Below are 20098 nucleotides of genomic sequence, written 5' to 3'. Positions count from 1 at the left end.
TTGTATGTTCACTCACGGGTAAGTTCCACAATATGTTTCAACTATCTGACATAAAGGTAAACCGCGATGGACGGGCTATTTTGTCCATCGCCTCTCTTGATATCCCTACAGACAGGCTGACAGTGATTCTCGGGCAAAACGGTTCGGGGAAATCAACGCTTGCGGCTCTTCTGTCAGGACAAACCTTGCCTGACACCGGGCAGATTTCTCTGAACCAGACTGCACTGGGCTCATTTTCCAAACGTGAAATGGCTAAACAGGTCGCCTTCTTACCACAACATTTACCGCAAGCTTCAGGCCTGTCGGTCAAAGAACTGGTGACACTGGGACGTTTTCCGTGGTTAGGCACATTTGGCCGGATGCAACCAGACGACCATCTGGCGGTGACGAACGCGATGACCGCCACCCAGATCAATCAATATGCAGACCATGCCGCAGAGCATTTATCCGGTGGCGAAAAACAACGGGCATGGGTATCTATGCTGATCGCACAACTCGCCCCTATCCTCCTTCTGGATGAGCCGACCTCTGCGTTGGATATCCATCATCAGTATCACCTTCTGGCACTGCTTTCGAAATTAAGCAAAGACCAGAAGAGAGGCGTCATTATCATTCTTCACGATCTCAACCTTGCTCTGCGCTTCGCCCAACATGTGGTTGCGTTAAAACGAGGAACAGTTGTTTTCGATGGAGAGAGTGATGAGTTACTGAATGCCTCACGACTCTCAGAACTGTATGACACCCGAATTCAACTGCTCAATCACCCCGAAGAAAATCATAAGGTTGCCATCGTATGCTGACTCACCTGAAGACTTTTTTTATTCTTGTTGTCTCCCTTATCACGGCGACAAATAGTATTGCCGCGCACATTGTCACTGACAGTGAAGGGCAAAAAACACTGAGTAGCGTGCCACAACGTGTCGCCGCACTGAATTGGGATATCGCCGAGCAGGTTATTGAACTCGGTATCACGCCAGTAGGCATGCCAGATATAAAGGGATATCAGGAATGGGTAGTGAAACCTGCTGTTCCCAGTGACGTCCGCGACATAGGTACCCGGTCTGAGCCGAATTATGAACTGCTGGCTGAACTTAAACCCGATGTCATCCTTATCGCGTCTCCTCAAAAAGACCTTTTCGAGCGGCTGTCTGAAATCGCACCTGTACTGTTTTATCAAACCTACAGTGAAAAACATGACAACATCAGTGCTGCGTTTCAAAGCTTCAGACAAATTGCACAGGTTCTGGGTAAAGAGGCTGTTGCGGACAAGAAGCTGGCGTTGATTTCCGAACGCATGGACGAACTGAAAGAGCAACTGGACATTGCGTTTCCCGGCGATAAGCCCTTGGTCACCACTTTCCGCTTCGCCAGTGAAACTTCGGTGTACATCTATGGCAAGAATTCTATTCCTGAGTATGTCCTCCGTTATATGGGGTTTGAAAATGCGATGCCACAGCCTGCGTCGCAGTGGGGAGTTACTCAAAAGGGGGTCACTGACCTGAGACATATCAAAAATGGTATTGCCATGTATTTTCAGCCCTTTAATCACAAGGCTAAGCTTGAACGCTCTGTGGTGTGGCGGGCTATGCCGTTTGTAAGAAATAAAAGAGTAACAGACATTGAATCTACATGGAGTTACGGGGGTGCGATGTCAGTGCTTTATAATGCTGAGGCAATCACCGCAAGCCTCTTAAACTTGGCGAGCGTCCAGTGAGAGTATGGTTTTGGTTAATCGCAGTAGCGTGTTTATCTTTTGCTTTGCAACTGGGGGTAAATCAAAGTCAGTTTGGCTTACTCTGGCCCCTGACAAGCAGCATCCTAAACGGCACAATAGATAAAGACAGTTTTGAATGGCTGACATTGTCAGATGCGAGCTTACCGCGTTGTTTGATGGCCGCCATCGTTGGCGCAACGCTGGGGCTGGTTGGCAGCCTGTTCCAGCAATTGACGCAGAATCATATGGTGTCGCCACTTACCTTAGGTACGTCCTCCGGGGCTTGGCTAGCCTTGGTTATCATCAATGTCTTCGCGCCACATCTCACAGGAACCTTTTCTGCATTTGCGGCAATGGCCGGCGGGCTGGTCGCCATGGTGCTGGTCGTCACCATCGTTGGTATCCGAAACCTAGCAGGGCTTACTCTGATTCTGGCTGGTATGGCAGTCAATCTGTTGCTCGGTGCACTGGCGACATCGATTATTTTGCTCAATCAGCAATATGCGATGAACCTGTTTATCTGGGGGGCGGGTGATCTGACCCAAAACAGCTGGGAGTGGTTTTACTGGCTACTCCCCAAGCTGTGGCCGGTTTTTCTGATAATACTCTTCGCTCCTCGTTTGCTGACACTGTTGAAAATTGGCGGAGACGCAGCATCAGGCCGGGGACTTAATCTCGGCCTTACCTATACCCTGCTCAGTTTTATCGGTGTCTGGCTGGTATCTGTTTCTATCACGGCAGTCGGTGTGATCAGTTTTGTTGGATTAATTGCACCGAATATCAGTCGCTATCTAGGTTTCACCTCGGCGAGAAGTGAGCTGGTTACCAGCGGGATCATTGGCATTATTTTGTTAATGCTTGCCGACTCTCTGGCCGTATATCTCAGTCAATGGTCGCTGGATATCATTCCGACTGGCACGGTGACAGCAATGGTAGGAGCGCCAGCCTTAATTTATCTCTCCCTGAAGAAAATATCGCCGCAAGACAGATTGTCTCTGGTTTTACCTTCAGGGAGAAATGTGCCCTCCCCCATTGCGATTCCGGCTCTGATAGCAGGTCTGGCAGTCCTTGTCGTTGTCTCCTCATGCTTCCATCCCTCTGAGCAGACCAATATCTGGCAGTTACCGGATGATTTTGCCTGGTCCATTCGATGGCCAAGAATCGTAACGGCACTCAGTGCAGGTGCAGGTTTGGCAGCGGCTGGCGTTATTCTCCAACGCTTGGTCTATAACCCACTGGCGAGCCCGGATATCCTTGGTGTATCGGCAGGTGCTGTGCTTGCACTTGTCCTGGGCAATTTACTGTTCGGTATCTCGGTTCACGAGATCAGCCCTTGGATTGCGTTGGTCGGCAGTATTCTGGTGCTGGTATTTCTTCTGTTGCTCGGACGAAAACACCAGTATTCACCTTCGATGCTCATCCTTTCAGGAATATCATTGGCCGCGATGCTGGATGCCGTGGTGCATTACTCATTAAGTCGGGCTGGGGAGGGAAAATTTGTCCTTCTTGGCTGGCTGGCCGGATCGACCTACCGGGTAACGTCAGACTCTGCGCTTTTCCTGGCCGTTGGCGTGCTATTGCTCGTCATTATTTCAATACTGTTGTCGAGATGGTTAACCTTAATTTCAACCGGCCGACAGTTCGCATCAGCAAGGGGGCTCAATGTTTCATTCGCCTTTGTCATTTTACTCAGCATCACAGGCGCTCTCTGTGCAATCGTTACCACAACAATGGGGCCTGTGGCATTTGTCGGATTACTGTCACCCCATATCGCCGTCATTCTTGGAGCAAGAGGCGCAGTAAGCCAGCTCATTACCGCTACACTGGTTGGTGCTCTTCTTTTACTTGGCGCTGACTTCATCGGCCAGATCATTGCTTATCCTGCTCAGGTTGCTGCTGGCACTGTCGTATCGATAATCGGTGGTATCTACTTCATTATCCTTCTCTTTTCAATTCGTCAACGACAGGCGTTCTGAGTCGGTTATCAATGATATCGTCTTGATCATTGTTCCGTAGATGACGAATAGAAAGATTGGGCGGTGACACGGCAGAAAAAAGCCAGTCAATAAATGACTGGCTTTTGATTATGTGTGAACCATGGTTTCCGAAAACCTATTTAAATGACTATTTAGCTTCCGATGCTTGTTGTTGGTTATCTGTAAAACGGGTTTTCAGCCACATAAAGCTGTAATGTGAAAATAGTGTGATTAATAGAACAACAGGCATCAGTGAGAGTGTCTGCAGCTGATCCATGGTTCGGAATCCGATGATCCCCATACCCCAACAAATAAGAACCCACTGTAGCAGATATAAGCTGGTGACATGTCGTGAGCAATAAGTGAACAGAGGCATAAAGACCTTAACAATCCACCAGTTGCGCGCCTTGAACATCATCCATACCAAAAATAAATTAAAACCAATGAGATAAGTGATACCACCAAAGCCCAAATGGAAGAAATTATTGAAGTGGTAATCGAAGTCCCAATACATGAGGCCACCGCCCAATGGCGCAAGTATCAGCCCCATGACTAAACATTCATGATGGAATTTATCGAGATCTTTATTCTCGGTGTAACGTTTACCCAGAAAGAGTCCCACTAAGATACAGCTAATCCACGGGAACAGAGGAAAATAAATATGATAAGTATCGCCCCAAAGCACCTTAAAGAAATAATCTAAACCATCTATACCCGGTGTCCAACCGCTCAGAGGACGTGATACCGCCGCAACGATGACCGCAAGCGCCAAATATTGCCAGGCATGTTTAACCAGTTGCATCACCACACCGAGAACGATGAGCGCAAAACCCGCCATTTGTAGAATATCACCCGTGAGGACGAGATAACGGTACTGGGCAAAATCCAGCGGCCTTTCCCAGCCATAAGCGGCAACAAATGCATCCGGCATGACGCCGACCTCTATTGGCAGCGCGAACTTGAGAACATTCATCGAGTAGCCAAGCGCGAGGATAATGACACCACGTAGCACGTTATCTTTCATAGACTGGTGTCTTGAGAGCAGCAGTGACACACCCATGGTGAAGAGAAAAGCTGCGGTGCCTTTTCCGATAAAGTGGACAACATGGCCGAATATTGTGTCCGATTGGGTAGGTATATCAGCATACATCCACATTGTATGAACGCATATCATACACAGAACACTGATCCCCCTGATTCCATCGATAGATTGAACTCGATTAGATGACATTTTGTTTCCTCCTTGAGAGTGATTTTGGACAGGAAAAGCAAGGATTTTCAGGGTCTACCTGTAGATGCAGGCAGCAACTGGCAAGTTTGACCCTTAGGTGGTTTTCTTCGGTAACGTATGACGTGGGTGTATTGTTAAAGAGTGCCCTCTGCCATGAGAGCAGTGCGTCATGGAGCAATGACCGCTCAAGACCTGATACACCGAGTAGAGCATGAGCAACCATATCGGCGGCAATACGGTGGGATTGTCCTTCAGATAAATGACAGCACTGCCTGAGACGGACAAAACATTGAGACAAACATTGTGCGATCGCATTCAGGCTTGCTTGGACAGCAGTATCTTGTTTTTCGTGCTGTTCGCATGCCTCAAGGTGTATCCCGTACAGTCTGTGCTGCATACGTCTTTGACTAAACTGATCGACGTTTATGCTTGCCTGATAGTGATAACAACTGGCAACGTTCAAGTAGATCGGTTGCCAAATCAGTTGCCGCCAAAAATTGACGGCAAGATATGAGCGAGACGCATCAGGCTGGTTGATTCGAAGGGCCTGATAAAGGTCTGCACACTCATCAGTTTCGTAATTGAAATCAGCTTGTTCTGCATCCACGAAAGCTATTTCAGGATAACGAGATAAACCTGACAACAATGCTCTGCCACATGTATCGTTTTCATTTTTCACGACGAACGCCGGTAAGGTGAAATTGGATTTTCTAATCGCCCACAAAATTGCAAATTGGCGGAAGGGTCGCTGAGGTCAACCATTTGTTTATTATCAGCGAGTTGTAGGCGATTGAGACACGACAGCGCAAAGTCGTCGTCAAAGATATCATAAGCGCTGAACCTGTCGTTCAACTCAGGGTGAGAGGCCTGATAATCTCTTATGACTGTGGCGATAATTTGCCAGAAAGAGGACGCAGAAAAGTTAACCTCGTCAGTCAAAATTGCCATCATATAGCGGAAGAAACAATCAAAAACATCAGTGAAAATAGATAAAAGTTCCTCTTCCTCCGGCATCGTAATGGCGACCCGCATGATTTCTTCAGTGAGGTTTTCTGTAGTGTTCAGAACACATATTTCCTCTCCTATATCCTTCATAAACACGCCGACAGGAACATGGTTATCAAACTTCAGAATCAGATTCTCACCATGAGGCATAAACACCAGTTTGTACTTATAGAAACAATGGATCAGCGGCGTAAGATAGGCGGTAAAATAAGCAGTTAACCATTTTTCAGTGCTAAGGCCTGAGGCAGCAATCTTAGCAACCAGATAGGACTTACCCTCCTTATCTAAGTGCAGAAGACTCGTCATCGTAGCCAGACAATGTGGGGAGGCAACTTGCTTCGTTGGATTCTCACGCCACAGCGCAGCCGTCATTTTCCTGTAAGGCGTGTCACCCAACTGCTCATTTTCAAAATAGGTACCACTGAAACCTAGGGTGGCAATTTCACGTAACGGGACAAAGTGTAAGCTTTGCAATGTGTTGTCAGAACGCACCAAGTCGTATACCCACTGGTTGATAGCCGGCGTCGCCTCCATATATTTTGCTGATAAGCCGCGCATGAAGCCCATATTTCGAATAGACAATGCGACTTTTACATAGTGGTTTTCAGGTTTGGTTAAATTAAAGAATGTGCGAATAGATTGCTGAGGAAGAAATTTGTTGAAACCACTGCCAAGACACACCAAAACATCGCTGGCAATTTCCCTACCGAACAGGTGGATAAACTTATTTTCCCATTGCCACGGGTGTACTGGCATGAAGTAGTAATTATCGGGTGACAGGCCACGATCTCTCAATGTGTTGGAGAAAAAATGCCGCTCACTCAGATCAAGTTGCGATTCAATCAGTGACTCATATTCAACACCATCGATAGATTTAAATAACGTCTGCGACTTCTCAGCCGCCAGCCATACTATCTGTATTGGGGTTGCTGCCTCTGGGGTGTATTTGTGATAGTCACTTGCATTGAATCCTATGCGCCCATTATTGGCGATAAAGCATGGGTGCCCGTGGGTCATTTCAGATTCAATGGTCTGGAACGCTTGATGGGCTAACTGATCTGCAGTAAATGCAGGTTTAGACAGTTTGTAACACTCAGCACTCAGCGTACTGGTGATCTCTTCAAGGTAAGTCGCAAGGCGATCACCGGCCAAACCAAGTGCGTCTGCGAATTCTAATACAAATGCAAGTGCATCGATTTGATGAGCCTCGTCAGCCTCTTTCTCCTTTTTGAGTGTTTCAGGCTCAATCATCAAGTGATTCAGCGGTAGTGCGTTAGCGTCAAATACATATCTGACTGATTCAGTACTATCCGTTAACAGATAGCCATGTTCACTGACTTTCGATGGAGTAATAAGGCGCTCGTGGCTGTACTCAGTGATCATTTTTATGACAAGTTGCTTATTCGCCCTTTGCCAGTGTTGTTCTGTCAGATGATGACTGAATGCTTCGGTCAATTGGCCTTTATTTAACAGCTGAGTAGAACTGTGTAGCCCTGAGCGGAATGATTTACTGTGGGTATAGTTATCAGCGGTAAGAACACCCAATAAAGCCGTCTTGTCTGAAAGCTCGATGACTTTAAGATGCTCAAAACCAACAGATAAGTTCAGCATGTGTATTTTGTGATTATTAATGTCAGGCTCTACAATCACTCGCTTTGCACCGAATTGGTCGAACAGTAGCTCCATAGATGCCGACATAACAGCGTGACTAAAGCCACGAATTGACAGCCTGTTAGGCGACAAGAGAATATGAATGCCAATATCGCCTTGTTCAACAGTGAAATGCTCTGAGCATTCATGATGCGCCACATCATAGACTTCAATCAGAAACGCAGGTTTGTTGTCAACGAATCCCAGCAACGTTGTCTCATGCGGGTTATCCATAATGCGCGCATAAAACGTCTCAGTATCATTCAGTTCGTATCCATTCATTCCCCAAAATACGGCATAGGGCTGTGTTACCCATTCGTGTATTACTGAAAGATGTTGCTGTGGGTTATAAAGAACAAAGCTAATATCACCCAAAAGATCGTGTTTTATACTGGTTTGCTCAATAATTTTCATATCAGTGAATCTCTGTATCTGAACGGGTAATTGAAGAAACGTGGCTGTCGTTTGTCGCCGAATCGTTGGTCTGTTTAAAAATAAAGAAGATAATAAATAGCAGACAAGTGATTACCATTCCGCCGGCAGCAAAGACGAAAGGCATACTAAAGTCCTGCTCGCTAACTAACGAGCCAATAAGGACTGAAGCTCCTATAATCCCAGTGCTTTGAAGGAAGTGAATTTTTGAGAAATCTTCAGCATAGTGAGCGGGTTCACTTAGAGAGAACAGCATCACCTCTAGTTTCACCGTAATGATGAATAACGCGTATCCAAATAAAATACGGCCAGCTAATACTACATACCAGTCGGCTATCGCTTGAAGACATAAACCTACTGCCGCCGCTAAAAGCGCTGCTGTTATTTGTTGCTGAGCATTGAGCTTTGATGTCCATCGACCATGGCTCACAAGTAAGCCAAACAAAGCCATCCAAGCAGGAACAGCATAAACAAGCCCGGCAATGAGCGTACTTTCAGATTGACTGATCTGCTGCCAGTAGAGCGTAAAATACGGTCTTGCGAGAAACTCACAGAAATACACAATGAGCGAAACGAGACCCAAAGTGAAAATAAACGTCGGTATTTTCTTTCTTGATGGAACATGTTCTTCGTAAGGAAGCTGTTTCCACTCAAGATTGAGTTTAATACTGAGATATATGCAGATTAAGACCTGAATGACATCACCCAAAGACATAATTAAATAGATGTTATGCGCTTCAGTAACATCTATTAATACACCGCCTAAAATTGCGCCTCCGATACCGCCAAAATGCATTAATACTGCAAAGAGACCGACAATACCTAAATGAGCATCTTTCTCCTCTAATCTGAGCGCATAGGGATAAATAAGTAGATAGCTGGCTTTGAATACCATCTTTGTCATCGATACTATCCACAGCCATTCGATTGACGTACTGTAATAGCACGCAATACCTAACGCTGCTGCAATAATCTGGGTGAAAATCCAAATATGAATTTCGTGATAACGTTTGGCTAATTTTGCCCAAAATGGAAATGAAACCATAACGACAAAACACAGTACTGCAAGGTATGCACCAACGTGATAACCACTGTCTATCCCGAAACGTTGTAAAAAAAATATTGGATAGAAAGGTAGCATTATGGTGTCACACACTACGGATATAAGTGTTAATAGAATTAAACACTGCTTTAAAGTCGGCCTCATAAGTTGAAACCTTTGTTTGATTCAAAGCCTGTCTCATCTGCAGAAAATTCCTGAAACGGTACTTTTTTCTCTACTGAATAGTACTCATAACCAACCATCTGATTAATTATTTTACTGTTTCGATAACAAGCCATACCAAGATCTGGGGCACAAAATCCATGTGTATGTAATTCTGCATTTTGGACAAAAATAGAACGGTTATCGTTGATGGTGTAATCCCTTGACACATTGAAACGTTTATTTTCATCAAGATTTAATTCACTCATTATGGACCGGAGGAAGTCAGGCGTTTTGTAGTGGAAACCTGTTGCCATAATGAGTTGATCAAACGATAGGGAAAATGTTTTTTCAACTTCATTTTGTTTAAAACTGAGCGATGAAGATGATTGTGAAACCAGCTCACTATTAGTCAGTAGGCGTGTAGGCACATCACCATCAAGACTTAATTCATACAGTAAGTCATATATTTGATTAACCAGTGAGCTGTTTATTCCTTTATAGAGTGATTTTTGTTGACAGATCAACTCATCTTTTTTGTCTTGGGTTAAGGAATAAAAATAATCAATATAGTCTGGAGAAGTCATCTCTAATGTTAATTTAGTTAACTCAAGTGGGAAAAATCTCTCCGCGCGAGTAACCCATGTTAGATGATAATTATAATTTCTAATTGATGATAACAAATCATAATATATTTCAGCTGCACTCTGCCCAGATCCAACGATCACAATATCATTAGACTCTATTAGCTTTTGTTTTTGATTAAGGTACTGTCCTGAGTGAATAATGTTAGTTGCGTTTGAGTCAATAGCTTCTGTTAAATTTGGTTGCGGTCCAGTACCAAGAATAATACGTTCTGTATAGTATTCTAATTTCTCACCCGAACTACTCTTTGAAATAACATGGTAAAGCGAACTTTCTGAACAGAATTTAATATCTATCACTTCACGATCAAATATGATATTTACAAGTTGACTTGTGGCCCATTGGCAATATTGATTATATTCTTTTCTTAATAGGAAAAAGTCTTCTTTAATATAGAACCTATATAGCTTACCTTTACTTTTGGCATAGTTTAAAAAACTGTAAGAACTCGTTGGGTCAGCAAGTGTAACAAGATCTGACAGAAACGGTGTTTGTAAGTTGACACCATCTATCATGAGTCCAGGATGCCAATTAAATTCAGTTTTTTTCTCCAGGAATAAACCTTTAAGGTCACTCACTGGCTCTGTTAAACAAGCTAAACTTAAATTAAAAGGTCCTAGGCCTATAGCAATAAAATCATATCTATTTTTCATAACATTAATCCATATATTCTTTCTGTGATTGAATCAGATAAGCATGAGATTTAATCTCTGAAAGAATTTCAACAATGTCTTCATAAGTTGTTGTAGGATTTAGGATTGTAAACTTAAGATATTGAATACCTTTGAATTTAGTACTTGCAATCGCGCAGTTTCCGGCATAGAAACAATGTTCCTTGATACTGTAATTAATCTTATTCAACTTCTCATTGGAGTATTTTTTATTAAAATATCGGAAAACAACTGCACTGGTCTCTGGAGAGTGAATAACCTCAAACTCATCATCACCCATAAGTAATTCGTAAACATCACCTGCGAGTTCGATGGCGGAGTCGAAAACTTTACCAATATTTTCACTTCCCATAACACGCAGTGTCAGCCAAAGTTTTAAAGCATCGAAACGCCTTGTTGTCTGGAGACTCTTGTCTACTAGATTTGGTGTTTTCTCTGTATCATTTTGAAGAGGATTTAAATATTCTGCATGATAGGTCAATAATGAAAGTTTCTGTCTATCTTTTACATAAAATGCACTGCAGCTTGTCGGCTGTAAAAAGGATTTGTGATAGTCGACAGTAACAGAGTCAGCATGCGATATTCCGTTTAGTTTTTCCTTGTGTTTCTGACTGACTAATAATCCGCAGCCATATGCAGCATCGACATGAAACCACATATCATACTTTTTACAAATTGGAGCAATACCATCAAGCGGATCGACACTACCATAATCTGTCGTACCTGCAGTACCAACTATACAAATAGGAATGCCGCCCTCTTCTATCGTCTTTTCAATACTTCTTTCCAGCTCATGAAGGTCCATTTTGAAGTTGCTATCTACTGGAATTGATATGACTGAATCGAAGCCTAATCCTAAAATTGCAGCCGATTTTTTTATCGTAAAATGACAAACACTTGATGTGAATATCTTAAATCTTCGACAATTATCGGTTATGCCAACATCTTTAATAGATTCATTTAGACTAGTGAGCGCAAAATTGTCACGAGCTAGAAGTAATGCCATCAAATTAGACTGACTACCACCGCTGGTAAATACACCATCTGCGTTGTGAGAAAAACCGATTTTATCAGCAGTCCAATCTATAATCTTTTGTTCTATTAGCGTACCAGCACCGCTCCCATCATAGGTATCTAATGATGAATTCACCGCAGTTAAAATTTGCTCTGCAATCACCCCTGGATAGGCTACTGCACAATTCAAATGAGCAACATATTTTGGATTTTGAAAATAAACAGCATTGCTGAGATAAAGTGAATTTACTTCTTCTAGTGCCGCATCCATATTGGGTAGTGGTTGTTCAAGGTCGATAGTATTTATTGAATGATTTAGCTCATGTGCCAACTGTCCACTGAATACTTTATTATTAGACAATGCGCTACCCACATGTCTTATTGCAGTAATAGCGCCTACGACATAATTTGCCCAATTATCAGAGTTAAGGATGTATCCATCTGTATAGTTTATTGAGTCTGTTAATTTTATCTGTGAAGTATAAACGGCATTGTCTGATAATTCAGTCATAATTAATTCCAATTAAATAGAAAATAACTGTGAAGTGTCCGTCTATTATCGATATTTTTTTATTTAATACAATATATAAATATTACTTACCAATTTAATAAAGCTTAATATTATGTTACAAACTTCTGTATTATTAAAGAGAATTTTAAAGATAAATTTCAATTAAATTGATAATTTAGACATGATAATTTTTAATTTTTCGTATCTTATTATATTTTTTTATTATTTAATTTAACAGAATGTTAAATGTTTATTAATAAAAATTGTATATTCGCATTTTTATTAACTATGGTGGATTTATTAAATTTTATAAAAAACATTAATATTAATAACATTTATTAATATAGGATTTTTAATATTATTGATACTTTCTATCTGATATAGAAGATGAGAATATTAGAATGGATGTTTAGATATATCTAAATTTATCGTACAGCAAATATAAAAGAACTGTGTACTACATGATATAGATAAACTGAGATTTTAAATTGTTAGGGTCGCGAAGACCCCGTAGGAAGAGGTAGTAAGGGAGTATGAAAAAATACTCTATACGGTGAGATTAAAGTAAAAAAGCTGTGCAATTTTGGTAGAGAGTTTAACTTTATCGGCCATACTGAAACCCAAACGCTGAAATCGGTTTAATGCCTTAGCATTATTTACATCGGGGTCTACAACAATTCTTCTATTCCTCGAATCATACATTAGAAAATGCTTTATCAAAGAAAAGATTTTTTCCGTAAAATTAGGGAGGTGCAGATCTTTTGGTGCAATCAAAATATGCAGCCCAATGTCACCCTGCATGACACGATACTTATCACCCAGTTCGTCATGCTTTGGATCGTAAAGCTGAATCAATGATACTGGCTGATTGTTATGCGAAATGATAAAAGCGTTATGATAAAACTGAACATCGAGATACTCATAAATTAACTCTATTCGTTCTCTGTCATATTCTAAAAGACCCCAGTATTTTGCTCGGTCTTGCGTTACCCATTCATAAACCACATCAATATGTCTTGCCACATCCAGGGGCTCAATATCAAATGTTCCAATGTCAGTGACCTGACTGGCGCTTCTCTCTAGATCATTGACTGTAGATATTGATGACTCTGGCGCTAATTTATCCCAACTAACAATGACAGGGACCATTTCACCTTTACGCCATATTTTGTATTGATCGCTGAAATGGCGGTGGTCAGGATCATCACTGGCACCGAATTGAACGACCCACTGACTACTCTCAACATTCTCCAGATCCCAGATATATCTTGCCGAAGGGGTACGCCAGCAAGCGTGAGTTACTCCCGGAAGGCTATAAGAGGAAAGCACACAGTCATGATCACCGCCAATTCCCGGCCAAGAAAGTAGGTTATCATTATCATATGCAGTCCAAGGTACAACAGTATGGATCTCACCCCATGTTTCATCCAGATTGTTTTCCAGCGATAAGTCGACAAGAGATTTTCTGACGACAGGTTCAATTTGGAGGTTGGGAAACCCTGCGCTTAAGATGGTATTCAGTGCAAACGCGACACGTGATTTTATACACAACCAAGGGGAAAAAAGGGTTGAATATCTATGGCCTTCAATGGCCATTAATAACGCGTTAAGTTCTGGTAGTGAGGCAATATTTCTTACTATATTCGCTCGCAACTTAGCAAACAAAGCAGCCTCGACGCAGCTTGCAGACATATTGCCGTCCCACCTATCCAGTAACGTCTGTAACCTTGCTACTTTATCCGGTAAGTCAGATAGTGCCGACACCATATTTGTAATGATACTTGCTGTCGTTAAATGGCTATCGACGTGTATTTTTCTCATTTCATCTGCCGACCAGCTATCACGAGCTTCAATCAAATCTGAAATACGCTGTGCACGATGTATGGCTGAGAACTCTGTGCCCATTCTGGCAGCTAATCCACGCTGGTTAGCCATGACCGCGATACCCTCGCCATTGTTGTTGCGTTCGCCCTCAACATTACCAGACCAACTGGTATCAGGGCGCCAAGCTGGCACAATGCGAGTAAAATTATCTTTGGCGCGAGATGGCACCCTCCCTACAACGCGACTAATAAACTGACCATTTCTATCAGATGTTTGGAGTACATTTACAGGTTCTACCCAATCTGAAAAAGCACGTTCAACATCGTCAGCAGACTGTGCTTTTAGAAGTGACCTCAGTGTTTCAAACCCAGATACTTTATAAATGGATGAAGGCAACTTAAGACTGATAGGTAATCGCTCATGACAAGCCTCAATAATGACGGGACCGCGCTGTGTTGTGAGCACATCAATTTCTATACTGTCACTGTCCTTTACTTCGATAATTTCTTTTGCAAACTCTACACGTTCCTCTCCGTCCGGTCCTTGACTGTAATAACCCTGTTCTTTTTTCACTATTTTTTCAAAAAATAGATCCTGGTAGTCTGCCATTGCATTCGTAATTGACCAAGCCACAGAGCTTTTGTGAGCAAAGTGGGCAATACCCGGGACGCCGGGTATTGCAAGACCTACAACATCATATTCATCGCATGAAAGGTGTATTTGTTGGTAGCTACAGGGTAGTTCAACCACTCTGTGCGGATCACCGGCAAGAATTGATTTACCTGACTGTGTTCTCGTTGGCGGTATATACCAACCGTTACTTTCTGCTCTTGAGAAATCTTCAGTTTTAAAATAATCTAAATATTCTTCACCAAGGCATTCGATCACTTCCTCACGCCAAATTTTACTGGCAAACCCTCCCATAAGAATGTGATTTGAAATCCACATACTTATTGGTGTCCACGGATCCCATTGCTTCGGAGTAATACCGAATTTTGAAAATGCAGGGTTACTATTTATTCTGATACCTGCGTTTATTCCTTTGACGTATTCTCTGACCCATTGTCGATTGTCAGGGGCTAAATTTTTCCAACATTCTTCTGCAATGTCATCAAACTTAACTCGGCGTGCAAACTTATCCCATTCAATATATTTTTTCCCGAAAACAGAGGCACTTACTCCCTTTGCTCGCAGACGATCTACTTCTATCTGCCAGCCTCTGTCTATTGCGGCATTATAGCCCTGAGCAAATACAAGCTCCAATTCTGAATTAGCCTTTATATGCGGTATACCCCATTTATCTCTATATATTTTGATGGGCATTATTTTTTAAACCCCCTTTAATTTAAAAGAGAAAAAACATCTTAATAACACCATCTTGTCTAAAATAAATAATAAAGGCAACGATATATAATTTATTAAACCAATAAGTTATATGCAAAAAATTTAATATAAAAATTTACTAATTTTTTTCAATCTAAAAATAAAAAAATATACTTTACTTAAAGAAAAATATAAATGTATACAGAGGGATATAAAATTAATTTAATAATATCATTGCTTTAATATAAATAAACAAACAAAAAATAAATATATCAAAATAAATTCAATAATATTAAAATAAACACTAAAAATAGGGGTTTTAACTATCAAATAAAATGTATCTTTTATGCAAACCCCTACAGAATAAAAACCTAACAATACCAATTAAACTAATAATTAAAGTTAACTTTTAGCAAATAAAAAACACTTTCAGCTTAGAGCTCTGACACTTAGTGAAGTATAAAAAATATATTAATTATCTCATATTTAAGATAGAAAATTTTAATTGGCTAAAGTCTCAACATCAAACATAAGCGTTCATTATTTTTTTTTGCACCAAATTGTTAAGTTTTCGTATTTTCTCAGCGATACGATAAAAAAAATAATTAATTCTAATTGCTGTAATAGAGGGAACTATGCAGATATCGCATTTTATACAAAACGCCATTCCAATATTGATTTTAACAATGGCTAACTCGCCTTTTGTATGGGCAGATTATAGTGATGAAGATAGCGCCCTTGATACAGTGACTGTTCTTGGCAAGGCATATCGTAATACAGCCACCAAGACAAAACTTGAACCTCATGAAACGCCGCAAGCTATCAATATAGTTGATGGTGAGACCCTTATGCAGAGAGGCGTAAAATCATTGAACCAAGCACTAAGGTATGTGCCTGGTACGGTGACGGAAACTAAAGGTTCATCGGTTAATATGTATGATAATTTTTATGTTCGAGGGTTTCCCATAAGGCAAGCGTATTATGACGGCCTGCCCCTTCCTTATTTGATTGGCTGGAACCTGCAACCACAAGTCGATCCCATTGCGATGCAACAGATAGAAATATTTAAAGGACCGACTTCTGTTTTATACGGCTCTATGTCACCCGGCGGTCTAGTTAACATCATTTCGAAAGCACCTCAAACTGACACAATATCGGTTTTTAGTGCATCACTAGGAATGAGAAATTTGATGGAGGCTAGTTTTGATACTACTGGCTCTATTGGTTATACCGATCTGTCTTATCGAGTTATTGCTATGGGAAGAAAGCAAGACAGTCAGGTCAATAATGCTACAGATGAACGTTATTTATTTGCACCATCATTGAACTGGAAAATTACAGATAGTACCGATTTAACTATTAGCTTTTACTACCAAAATGATCCCTCAATGGGTATTAATTCTTCTTTACCCGCATCAGGAATGTTTATTGATAACCCACTGGGGAAAATATCTCCATCAACCTCAGCAGGCGATCTCAACTGGAGTGTATTCAAACGTAAAATGTTGATGGCTGGCTACAAACTAAACCACGATTTCAACGAAAGTTGGTCGTTTCTTCAGAACGCACGGTATACAGAAGGTGAATTACTCCAAAAGAACACTTACCATACCTGCAATGAGCCAGACAATCCGGCAAATTGTAATTTTAATGAGTCTACGGGACAATTATTTCGCAACATATACTCTACCGAGGAAACGACAAAAGCCTTTACAATTGATAATCAGATTTCAGCAAATTTTCACTATGGCTCGTTAGAAAACGATATTTTACTGGGTACAGACTATCAGTACCTATCCGGTGTTTCGGACTACAGCGAATATTTCACTCTGAACATCCCTTTTTATGTGTTTAATGTTTTCAATCCAGACAATGATATATTGTCACCGAAACTTCTTTTTGAACTGAGAAATCAGAAAGATGATATTTTCGGCCAACAGATTGGTATCTACCTCCAAGACCAGCTCCGTTTCAATGGTCTCGTCCTTCTTGCCGGCGGCCGCTACGATATTTATAAAGGTGTCGTTGATAGAAGTGAAACCTATGTAAGCGGCTTTATAGGTGGTAATACAGAAGAAATAACAGCTGATTTAAGCGCATTCTCATACAGATTTGGGGCTTTGTACGAGTTTGATTTTGGTATTGCGCCATACCTCAACTACGCAACTGGCTTTGAACCCACCCCCGGCAAAGGCCCCAATGGTATCTCGTATAAACCGGAGACCAGTGAGCAATGGGAGCTGGGGATAAAAGCCCAGTCAGACGATGAAAGAAGCAATGCTTCCGTATCTGTTTATCGAATAGTAAAAAGTGACGCACTTATCATAAACCCGGCTGACTATCGTAATCCTCCACTTCAGGTTGGTGAAATTACATCGCAAGGTGTTGAAGTACAAACTCAATGGGGTGTTACAGACAGTTTAACCCTGGCTGCTGGGTACACCTACTCTGATATTAAAGTAACAAAGGACACCGCTTACCAACTTGAAGGCACGACTCCTATTTATGTTCCAGAACATTCAGCCAATCTAGCCGGCAATTACTTTGTTGATGACGGGGTTTTAGCGGGTACGCGAATAAGTGGTGGCGTTCGCTATGTGGGTGAAATGCAAATGGACGATAGCAACACTCAGGGCAAAGTACCTGCTTATACCTCCGTCGATTTATCACTTGGTTATGACCTCGGTGAACTCAATGACCAGTTAACAGGGACAGCGGTCAACGTTGCAGTCACCAACGCTCTCGATCAAGAGAGTTATACCTGTTTTGATAAAACAAACTGCTGGTTTGGTGCAGAACGATCTGTTGAAGTGAAGCTAGATTATGAGTTTTAGAGGTGTGTAAATACAGGCTGAGAATGTAAGTGACAACATACATGAGCGCAAAAACTCTTCAGTACTCACAATATGACCATCACGACTCCAAAATCATAATTATGGCTACTGAATAGATTGTGTGGCATATCGACCTCATGAAAAGATGATAATGGTTATCATTATCATTAATTGGTGATGGGTAGATACTCTTTGCTGTTCGAGCGGAAATATCTACTTATCACAAGGTCACTGGTCATCACGTCAAGAGGTGAAATCATGAAATTACTCCCCTTCTTCTTCCTATCTTTACTTGCATCGAATCAGGTATATGCAGAAACGAGATTGATAGATCTCGATCTTCTGCCATCAAAAACAGTGTATGAAGTAGCAAAAGTGACTCCTCTTGCGGTATCTGACGGAAAACCAAGTGTTATTTTGTTTCAGTTACCGTCTGGAAAAGTGGTTCCTCCACACAGCACACAAAGTGGGATCCGTTTAATGACAGTAATTTCAGGTAAATTATTCTGGGGAAACGGAGAAAAGGTTAATAAGTCGGAAGAGAAAGTATACGAAGCGGGTGACATTCTGACGGTGCCAGAAAAAGACCCCCATTGGCTGGCGGCACGGCAAGGAGACGTTATTTTGCAATTGGTCTCTCTAAAAATGAATGAAATAGCGCCAGGAATAAGAAAACAAATGTAGCAACGCCAGTAGGATAGCGCTTTTTGAAGTAACGATAAGCCTGTAAATCGTAGACTGATGTAACACATTATATGAATAGCAGGCCTCTGGATTTCTAAGTTCTTCGGTGTTTGCTACCTAACTGTCAACAGCTAGCGAAATAGGATTGTTTAGGTCTTTACCCATGAGGACTAGGAAACCACCTGTGCTCTCAGAATCATCAATGATTTTGACTTAAAAGCCCTGATCATCGCCAGATTCGATTTGCCCAATTTCTCCCACTTGGGTCACTAAGTACTCCATGACACATAACGCCGCAATCAACCGCGGAGCAATGTGGCCCGTTTTGCTGTGTTTATTAGCAAAAAAGGCGACGTTGCGGAGTCAGTTGGATGGTTTTGTTATATGCTTACACTTGCAACTTGGCGTAATCGATTAGCCTTCCACTATTAATATTCGCCTCGGTTAAGTGTCCGTAGCTTCCGTATTTTATTATTTTCAAAAACTCGCCAATCACGAACTTATAACTACGTTCACTCTTAAGCCAATTATGTCGGCTAATCGGAGCTTCATCCGGGTGCTGCTTGGCTTCAAAAGTAAAAGGCGTGATACGAACACTGCCACCAAGTTGTTTATCTATTGTTCTACACTGCCTTCCAGCAGAATAGCTTCTGCACACAACCGCAATGTTTCTCAGATTACTGAGGCCATACACTGCCTTCGAAAACACGACGTTTTCATAAGAGTTTGATGAGTTTACCTCACACAAAATATTATTAGCTGGGACGCCGAGTTCAACGAGTTTATGCTTGATACCGACGGATTCGGGGATGTCACCAAGATCCCAAGCATAGTGTTTTCTTCCATTAGGGCTTAACCCGCCAGCTATCAAGATACGCTCAGCGATACCATCGCTGTACGCCTTATATGCCGCTTGCCATATACCTGGATTAGTTCCCCCGAAAACAAAGATCAGGTCGGCCTGCTCCTTTTGTGTCAGGTCGTCTCCAAACACTAGGCATGTGATTTCATTGATATCTTCTTTAGATAGTTCGCTTAACATCATTATTGGTACTCGATCATTTTTTTGCATACAACGTCTGTAGCATGGGCAAATTAACGCGCAGTGAAAATTTATAACGAGACTGCGCTTGTAATATGTTCGTCAGGCTGTTGCCCCAACCTTGATATCTTTCTTGAGCAATAAAATGATCAAATAGATAAAATTAAGCGGAGGGACGATACACAAGGTCACGCCAATCATGGCTGCCACTTTTGGTGTGGAAGTTTTCCTCTTACCCAAGTAATAACTCAAGCCTCCGACGAACAACATTGAGATAAAAACCAACTGACCGAGTAAATAAATGTTGATACTCATTTAATTCCTTTTGACATAAAACG

The 20098-nt window shown here is 41.6% G+C and carries 14 protein-coding genes; 5 read left to right on the top strand and 9 right to left on the bottom strand.

What is annotated here, in order from left to right; all coding sequences use genetic code 11:
* The first annotated feature begins 32 nt into the window (after positions 1–32).
* Genes A8L45_RS00825 through fhuB form a run of 3 tightly spaced genes read left to right on the top strand, consistent with a single transcriptional unit; the run spans position 33 to position 3690 of the window.
* Complete coding sequence (locus A8L45_RS00825) at positions 33–800, top strand: ABC transporter ATP-binding protein (protein WP_068898221.1); 768 nt, start codon at positions 33–35, stop codon at positions 798–800.
* Entirely contained in the window at positions 794–1714 is a 921-nt protein-coding gene (locus A8L45_RS00820; protein ID WP_068898219.1) for an iron-siderophore ABC transporter substrate-binding protein, read from the top strand. Before A8L45_RS00825 ends, A8L45_RS00820 begins: the two co-directional genes overlap by 7 nt.
* Positions 1711–3690 (top strand): Fe(3+)-hydroxamate ABC transporter permease FhuB, encoded by a 1980-nt coding sequence (gene fhuB, locus A8L45_RS00815; RefSeq protein WP_068898217.1) that lies wholly within the window; start codon positions 1711–1713, stop codon positions 3688–3690. Before A8L45_RS00820 ends, fhuB begins: the two co-directional genes overlap by 4 nt.
* 148 nt (positions 3691–3838) lie before the next feature.
* Here the strand turns inward: fhuB and A8L45_RS00810 are convergent, their stop codons facing one another.
* From A8L45_RS00810 to A8L45_RS00780, 7 genes are all read right to left on the bottom strand, one after another.
* Positions 3839–4921: a heparan-alpha-glucosaminide N-acetyltransferase domain-containing protein gene (locus A8L45_RS00810; RefSeq protein WP_068898215.1), complete on the bottom strand. Its 1083-nt coding sequence runs from the start codon at positions 4919–4921 to the stop codon at positions 3839–3841.
* The gene (locus A8L45_RS00805; protein ID WP_068898213.1) at positions 4911–5600 is read right to left on the bottom strand and encodes a hypothetical protein; all 690 of its coding nucleotides are present in this window, start codon (positions 5598–5600) and stop codon (positions 4911–4913) included. The genes A8L45_RS00810 and A8L45_RS00805 overlap by 11 nt, the downstream gene beginning before the upstream one ends.
* Positions 5597–7990: a GNAT family N-acetyltransferase gene (locus A8L45_RS00800; protein WP_068898211.1), complete on the bottom strand. Its 2394-nt coding sequence runs from the start codon at positions 7988–7990 to the stop codon at positions 5597–5599. The genes A8L45_RS00805 and A8L45_RS00800 overlap by 4 nt, the downstream gene beginning before the upstream one ends.
* Position 7991: 1 nt before the next feature.
* Entirely contained in the window at positions 7992–9149 is a 1158-nt protein-coding gene (locus A8L45_RS00795; protein WP_139122266.1) for an MFS transporter, read from the bottom strand.
* A gap of 62 nt (positions 9150–9211) precedes the next feature.
* A complete protein-coding gene (locus tag A8L45_RS00790; protein ID WP_068898206.1) occupies positions 9212–10510 on the bottom strand; it encodes a lysine N(6)-hydroxylase/L-ornithine N(5)-oxygenase family protein in 1299 nt (432 codons plus the stop codon).
* 4 nt (positions 10511–10514) lie between these two features.
* The gene (locus A8L45_RS00785; RefSeq protein ID WP_068898204.1) at positions 10515–12053 is read right to left on the bottom strand and encodes a pyridoxal phosphate-dependent decarboxylase family protein; all 1539 of its coding nucleotides are present in this window, start codon (positions 12051–12053) and stop codon (positions 10515–10517) included.
* 546 nt (positions 12054–12599) lie between these two features.
* The gene (locus tag A8L45_RS00780; RefSeq protein ID WP_068898201.1) at positions 12600–15200 is read right to left on the bottom strand and encodes a GNAT family N-acetyltransferase; all 2601 of its coding nucleotides are present in this window, start codon (positions 15198–15200) and stop codon (positions 12600–12602) included.
* Between the two features lie 635 nt (positions 15201–15835).
* On the opposite strand from A8L45_RS00780, the gene A8L45_RS00775 reads away from it, so the two are divergent.
* Complete coding sequence (locus A8L45_RS00775) at positions 15836–18034, top strand: TonB-dependent siderophore receptor (RefSeq protein ID WP_068898197.1); 2199 nt, start codon at positions 15836–15838, stop codon at positions 18032–18034.
* 258 nt (positions 18035–18292) lie between these two features.
* Entirely contained in the window at positions 18293–18718 is a 426-nt protein-coding gene (locus A8L45_RS00770; RefSeq protein WP_068898195.1) for a cupin domain-containing protein, read from the top strand.
* 388 nt (positions 18719–19106) lie between these two features.
* Here the strand turns inward: A8L45_RS00770 and A8L45_RS00765 are convergent, their stop codons facing one another.
* Together A8L45_RS00765 and A8L45_RS00760 are read right to left on the bottom strand one after the other, a co-directional pair.
* Positions 19107–19790: a YdcF family protein gene (locus tag A8L45_RS00765; protein ID WP_068898193.1), complete on the bottom strand. Its 684-nt coding sequence runs from the start codon at positions 19788–19790 to the stop codon at positions 19107–19109.
* Positions 19791–19862: 72 nt separating this feature from the next.
* A complete protein-coding gene (locus A8L45_RS00760) occupies positions 19863–20075 on the bottom strand; it encodes a hypothetical protein (protein WP_068898191.1) in 213 nt (70 codons plus the stop codon).
* Positions 20076–20098: the final 23 nt, after the last annotated feature.

Source organism: Veronia pacifica, from assembly GCF_001707825.1.
Lineage (GTDB): Bacteria > Pseudomonadota > Gammaproteobacteria > Enterobacterales > Vibrionaceae > Veronia > Veronia pacifica.
Note: the sequence above shows the minus strand (reverse complement) of the source record. Positions and strands in the feature narration are given on the sequence as shown.

Excerpts from the sequence above, each read along its gene's own strand:
- A8L45_RS00825 (WP_068898221.1), top strand. The coding sequence starts at position 33 with ATGTTTCAACTATCTGACATAAAGGTAAACCGCGATGGACGGGCTATT.
- A8L45_RS00820 (WP_068898219.1), top strand. The coding sequence starts at position 794 with ATGCTGACTCACCTGAAGACTTTTTTTATTCTTGTTGTCTCCCTTATC.
- A8L45_RS00810 (WP_068898215.1), bottom strand. The coding sequence starts at position 4,921 with ATGTCATCTAATCGAGTTCAATCTATCGATGGAATCAGGGGGATCAGT.
- A8L45_RS00800 (WP_068898211.1), bottom strand. The coding sequence starts at position 7,990 with ATGAAAATTATTGAGCAAACCAGTATAAAACACGATCTTTTGGGTGAT.
- A8L45_RS00795 (WP_139122266.1), bottom strand. The coding sequence starts at position 9,149 with ATGCTACCTTTCTATCCAATATTTTTTTTACAACGTTTCGGGATAGAC.
- A8L45_RS00790 (WP_068898206.1), bottom strand. The coding sequence starts at position 10,510 with ATGAAAAATAGATATGATTTTATTGCTATAGGCCTAGGACCTTTTAAT.
- A8L45_RS00785 (WP_068898204.1), bottom strand. The coding sequence starts at position 12,053 with ATGACTGAATTATCAGACAATGCCGTTTATACTTCACAGATAAAATTA.
- A8L45_RS00780 (WP_068898201.1), bottom strand. The coding sequence starts at position 15,200 with ATGCCCATCAAAATATATAGAGATAAATGGGGTATACCGCATATAAAG.
- A8L45_RS00775 (WP_068898197.1), top strand. The coding sequence starts at position 15,836 with ATGCAGATATCGCATTTTATACAAAACGCCATTCCAATATTGATTTTA.
- A8L45_RS00770 (WP_068898195.1), top strand. The coding sequence starts at position 18,293 with ATGAAATTACTCCCCTTCTTCTTCCTATCTTTACTTGCATCGAATCAG.
- A8L45_RS00765 (WP_068898193.1), bottom strand. The coding sequence starts at position 19,790 with ATGCAAAAAAATGATCGAGTACCAATAATGATGTTAAGCGAACTATCT.
- A8L45_RS00760 (WP_068898191.1), bottom strand. The coding sequence starts at position 20,075 with ATGAGTATCAACATTTATTTACTCGGTCAGTTGGTTTTTATCTCAATG.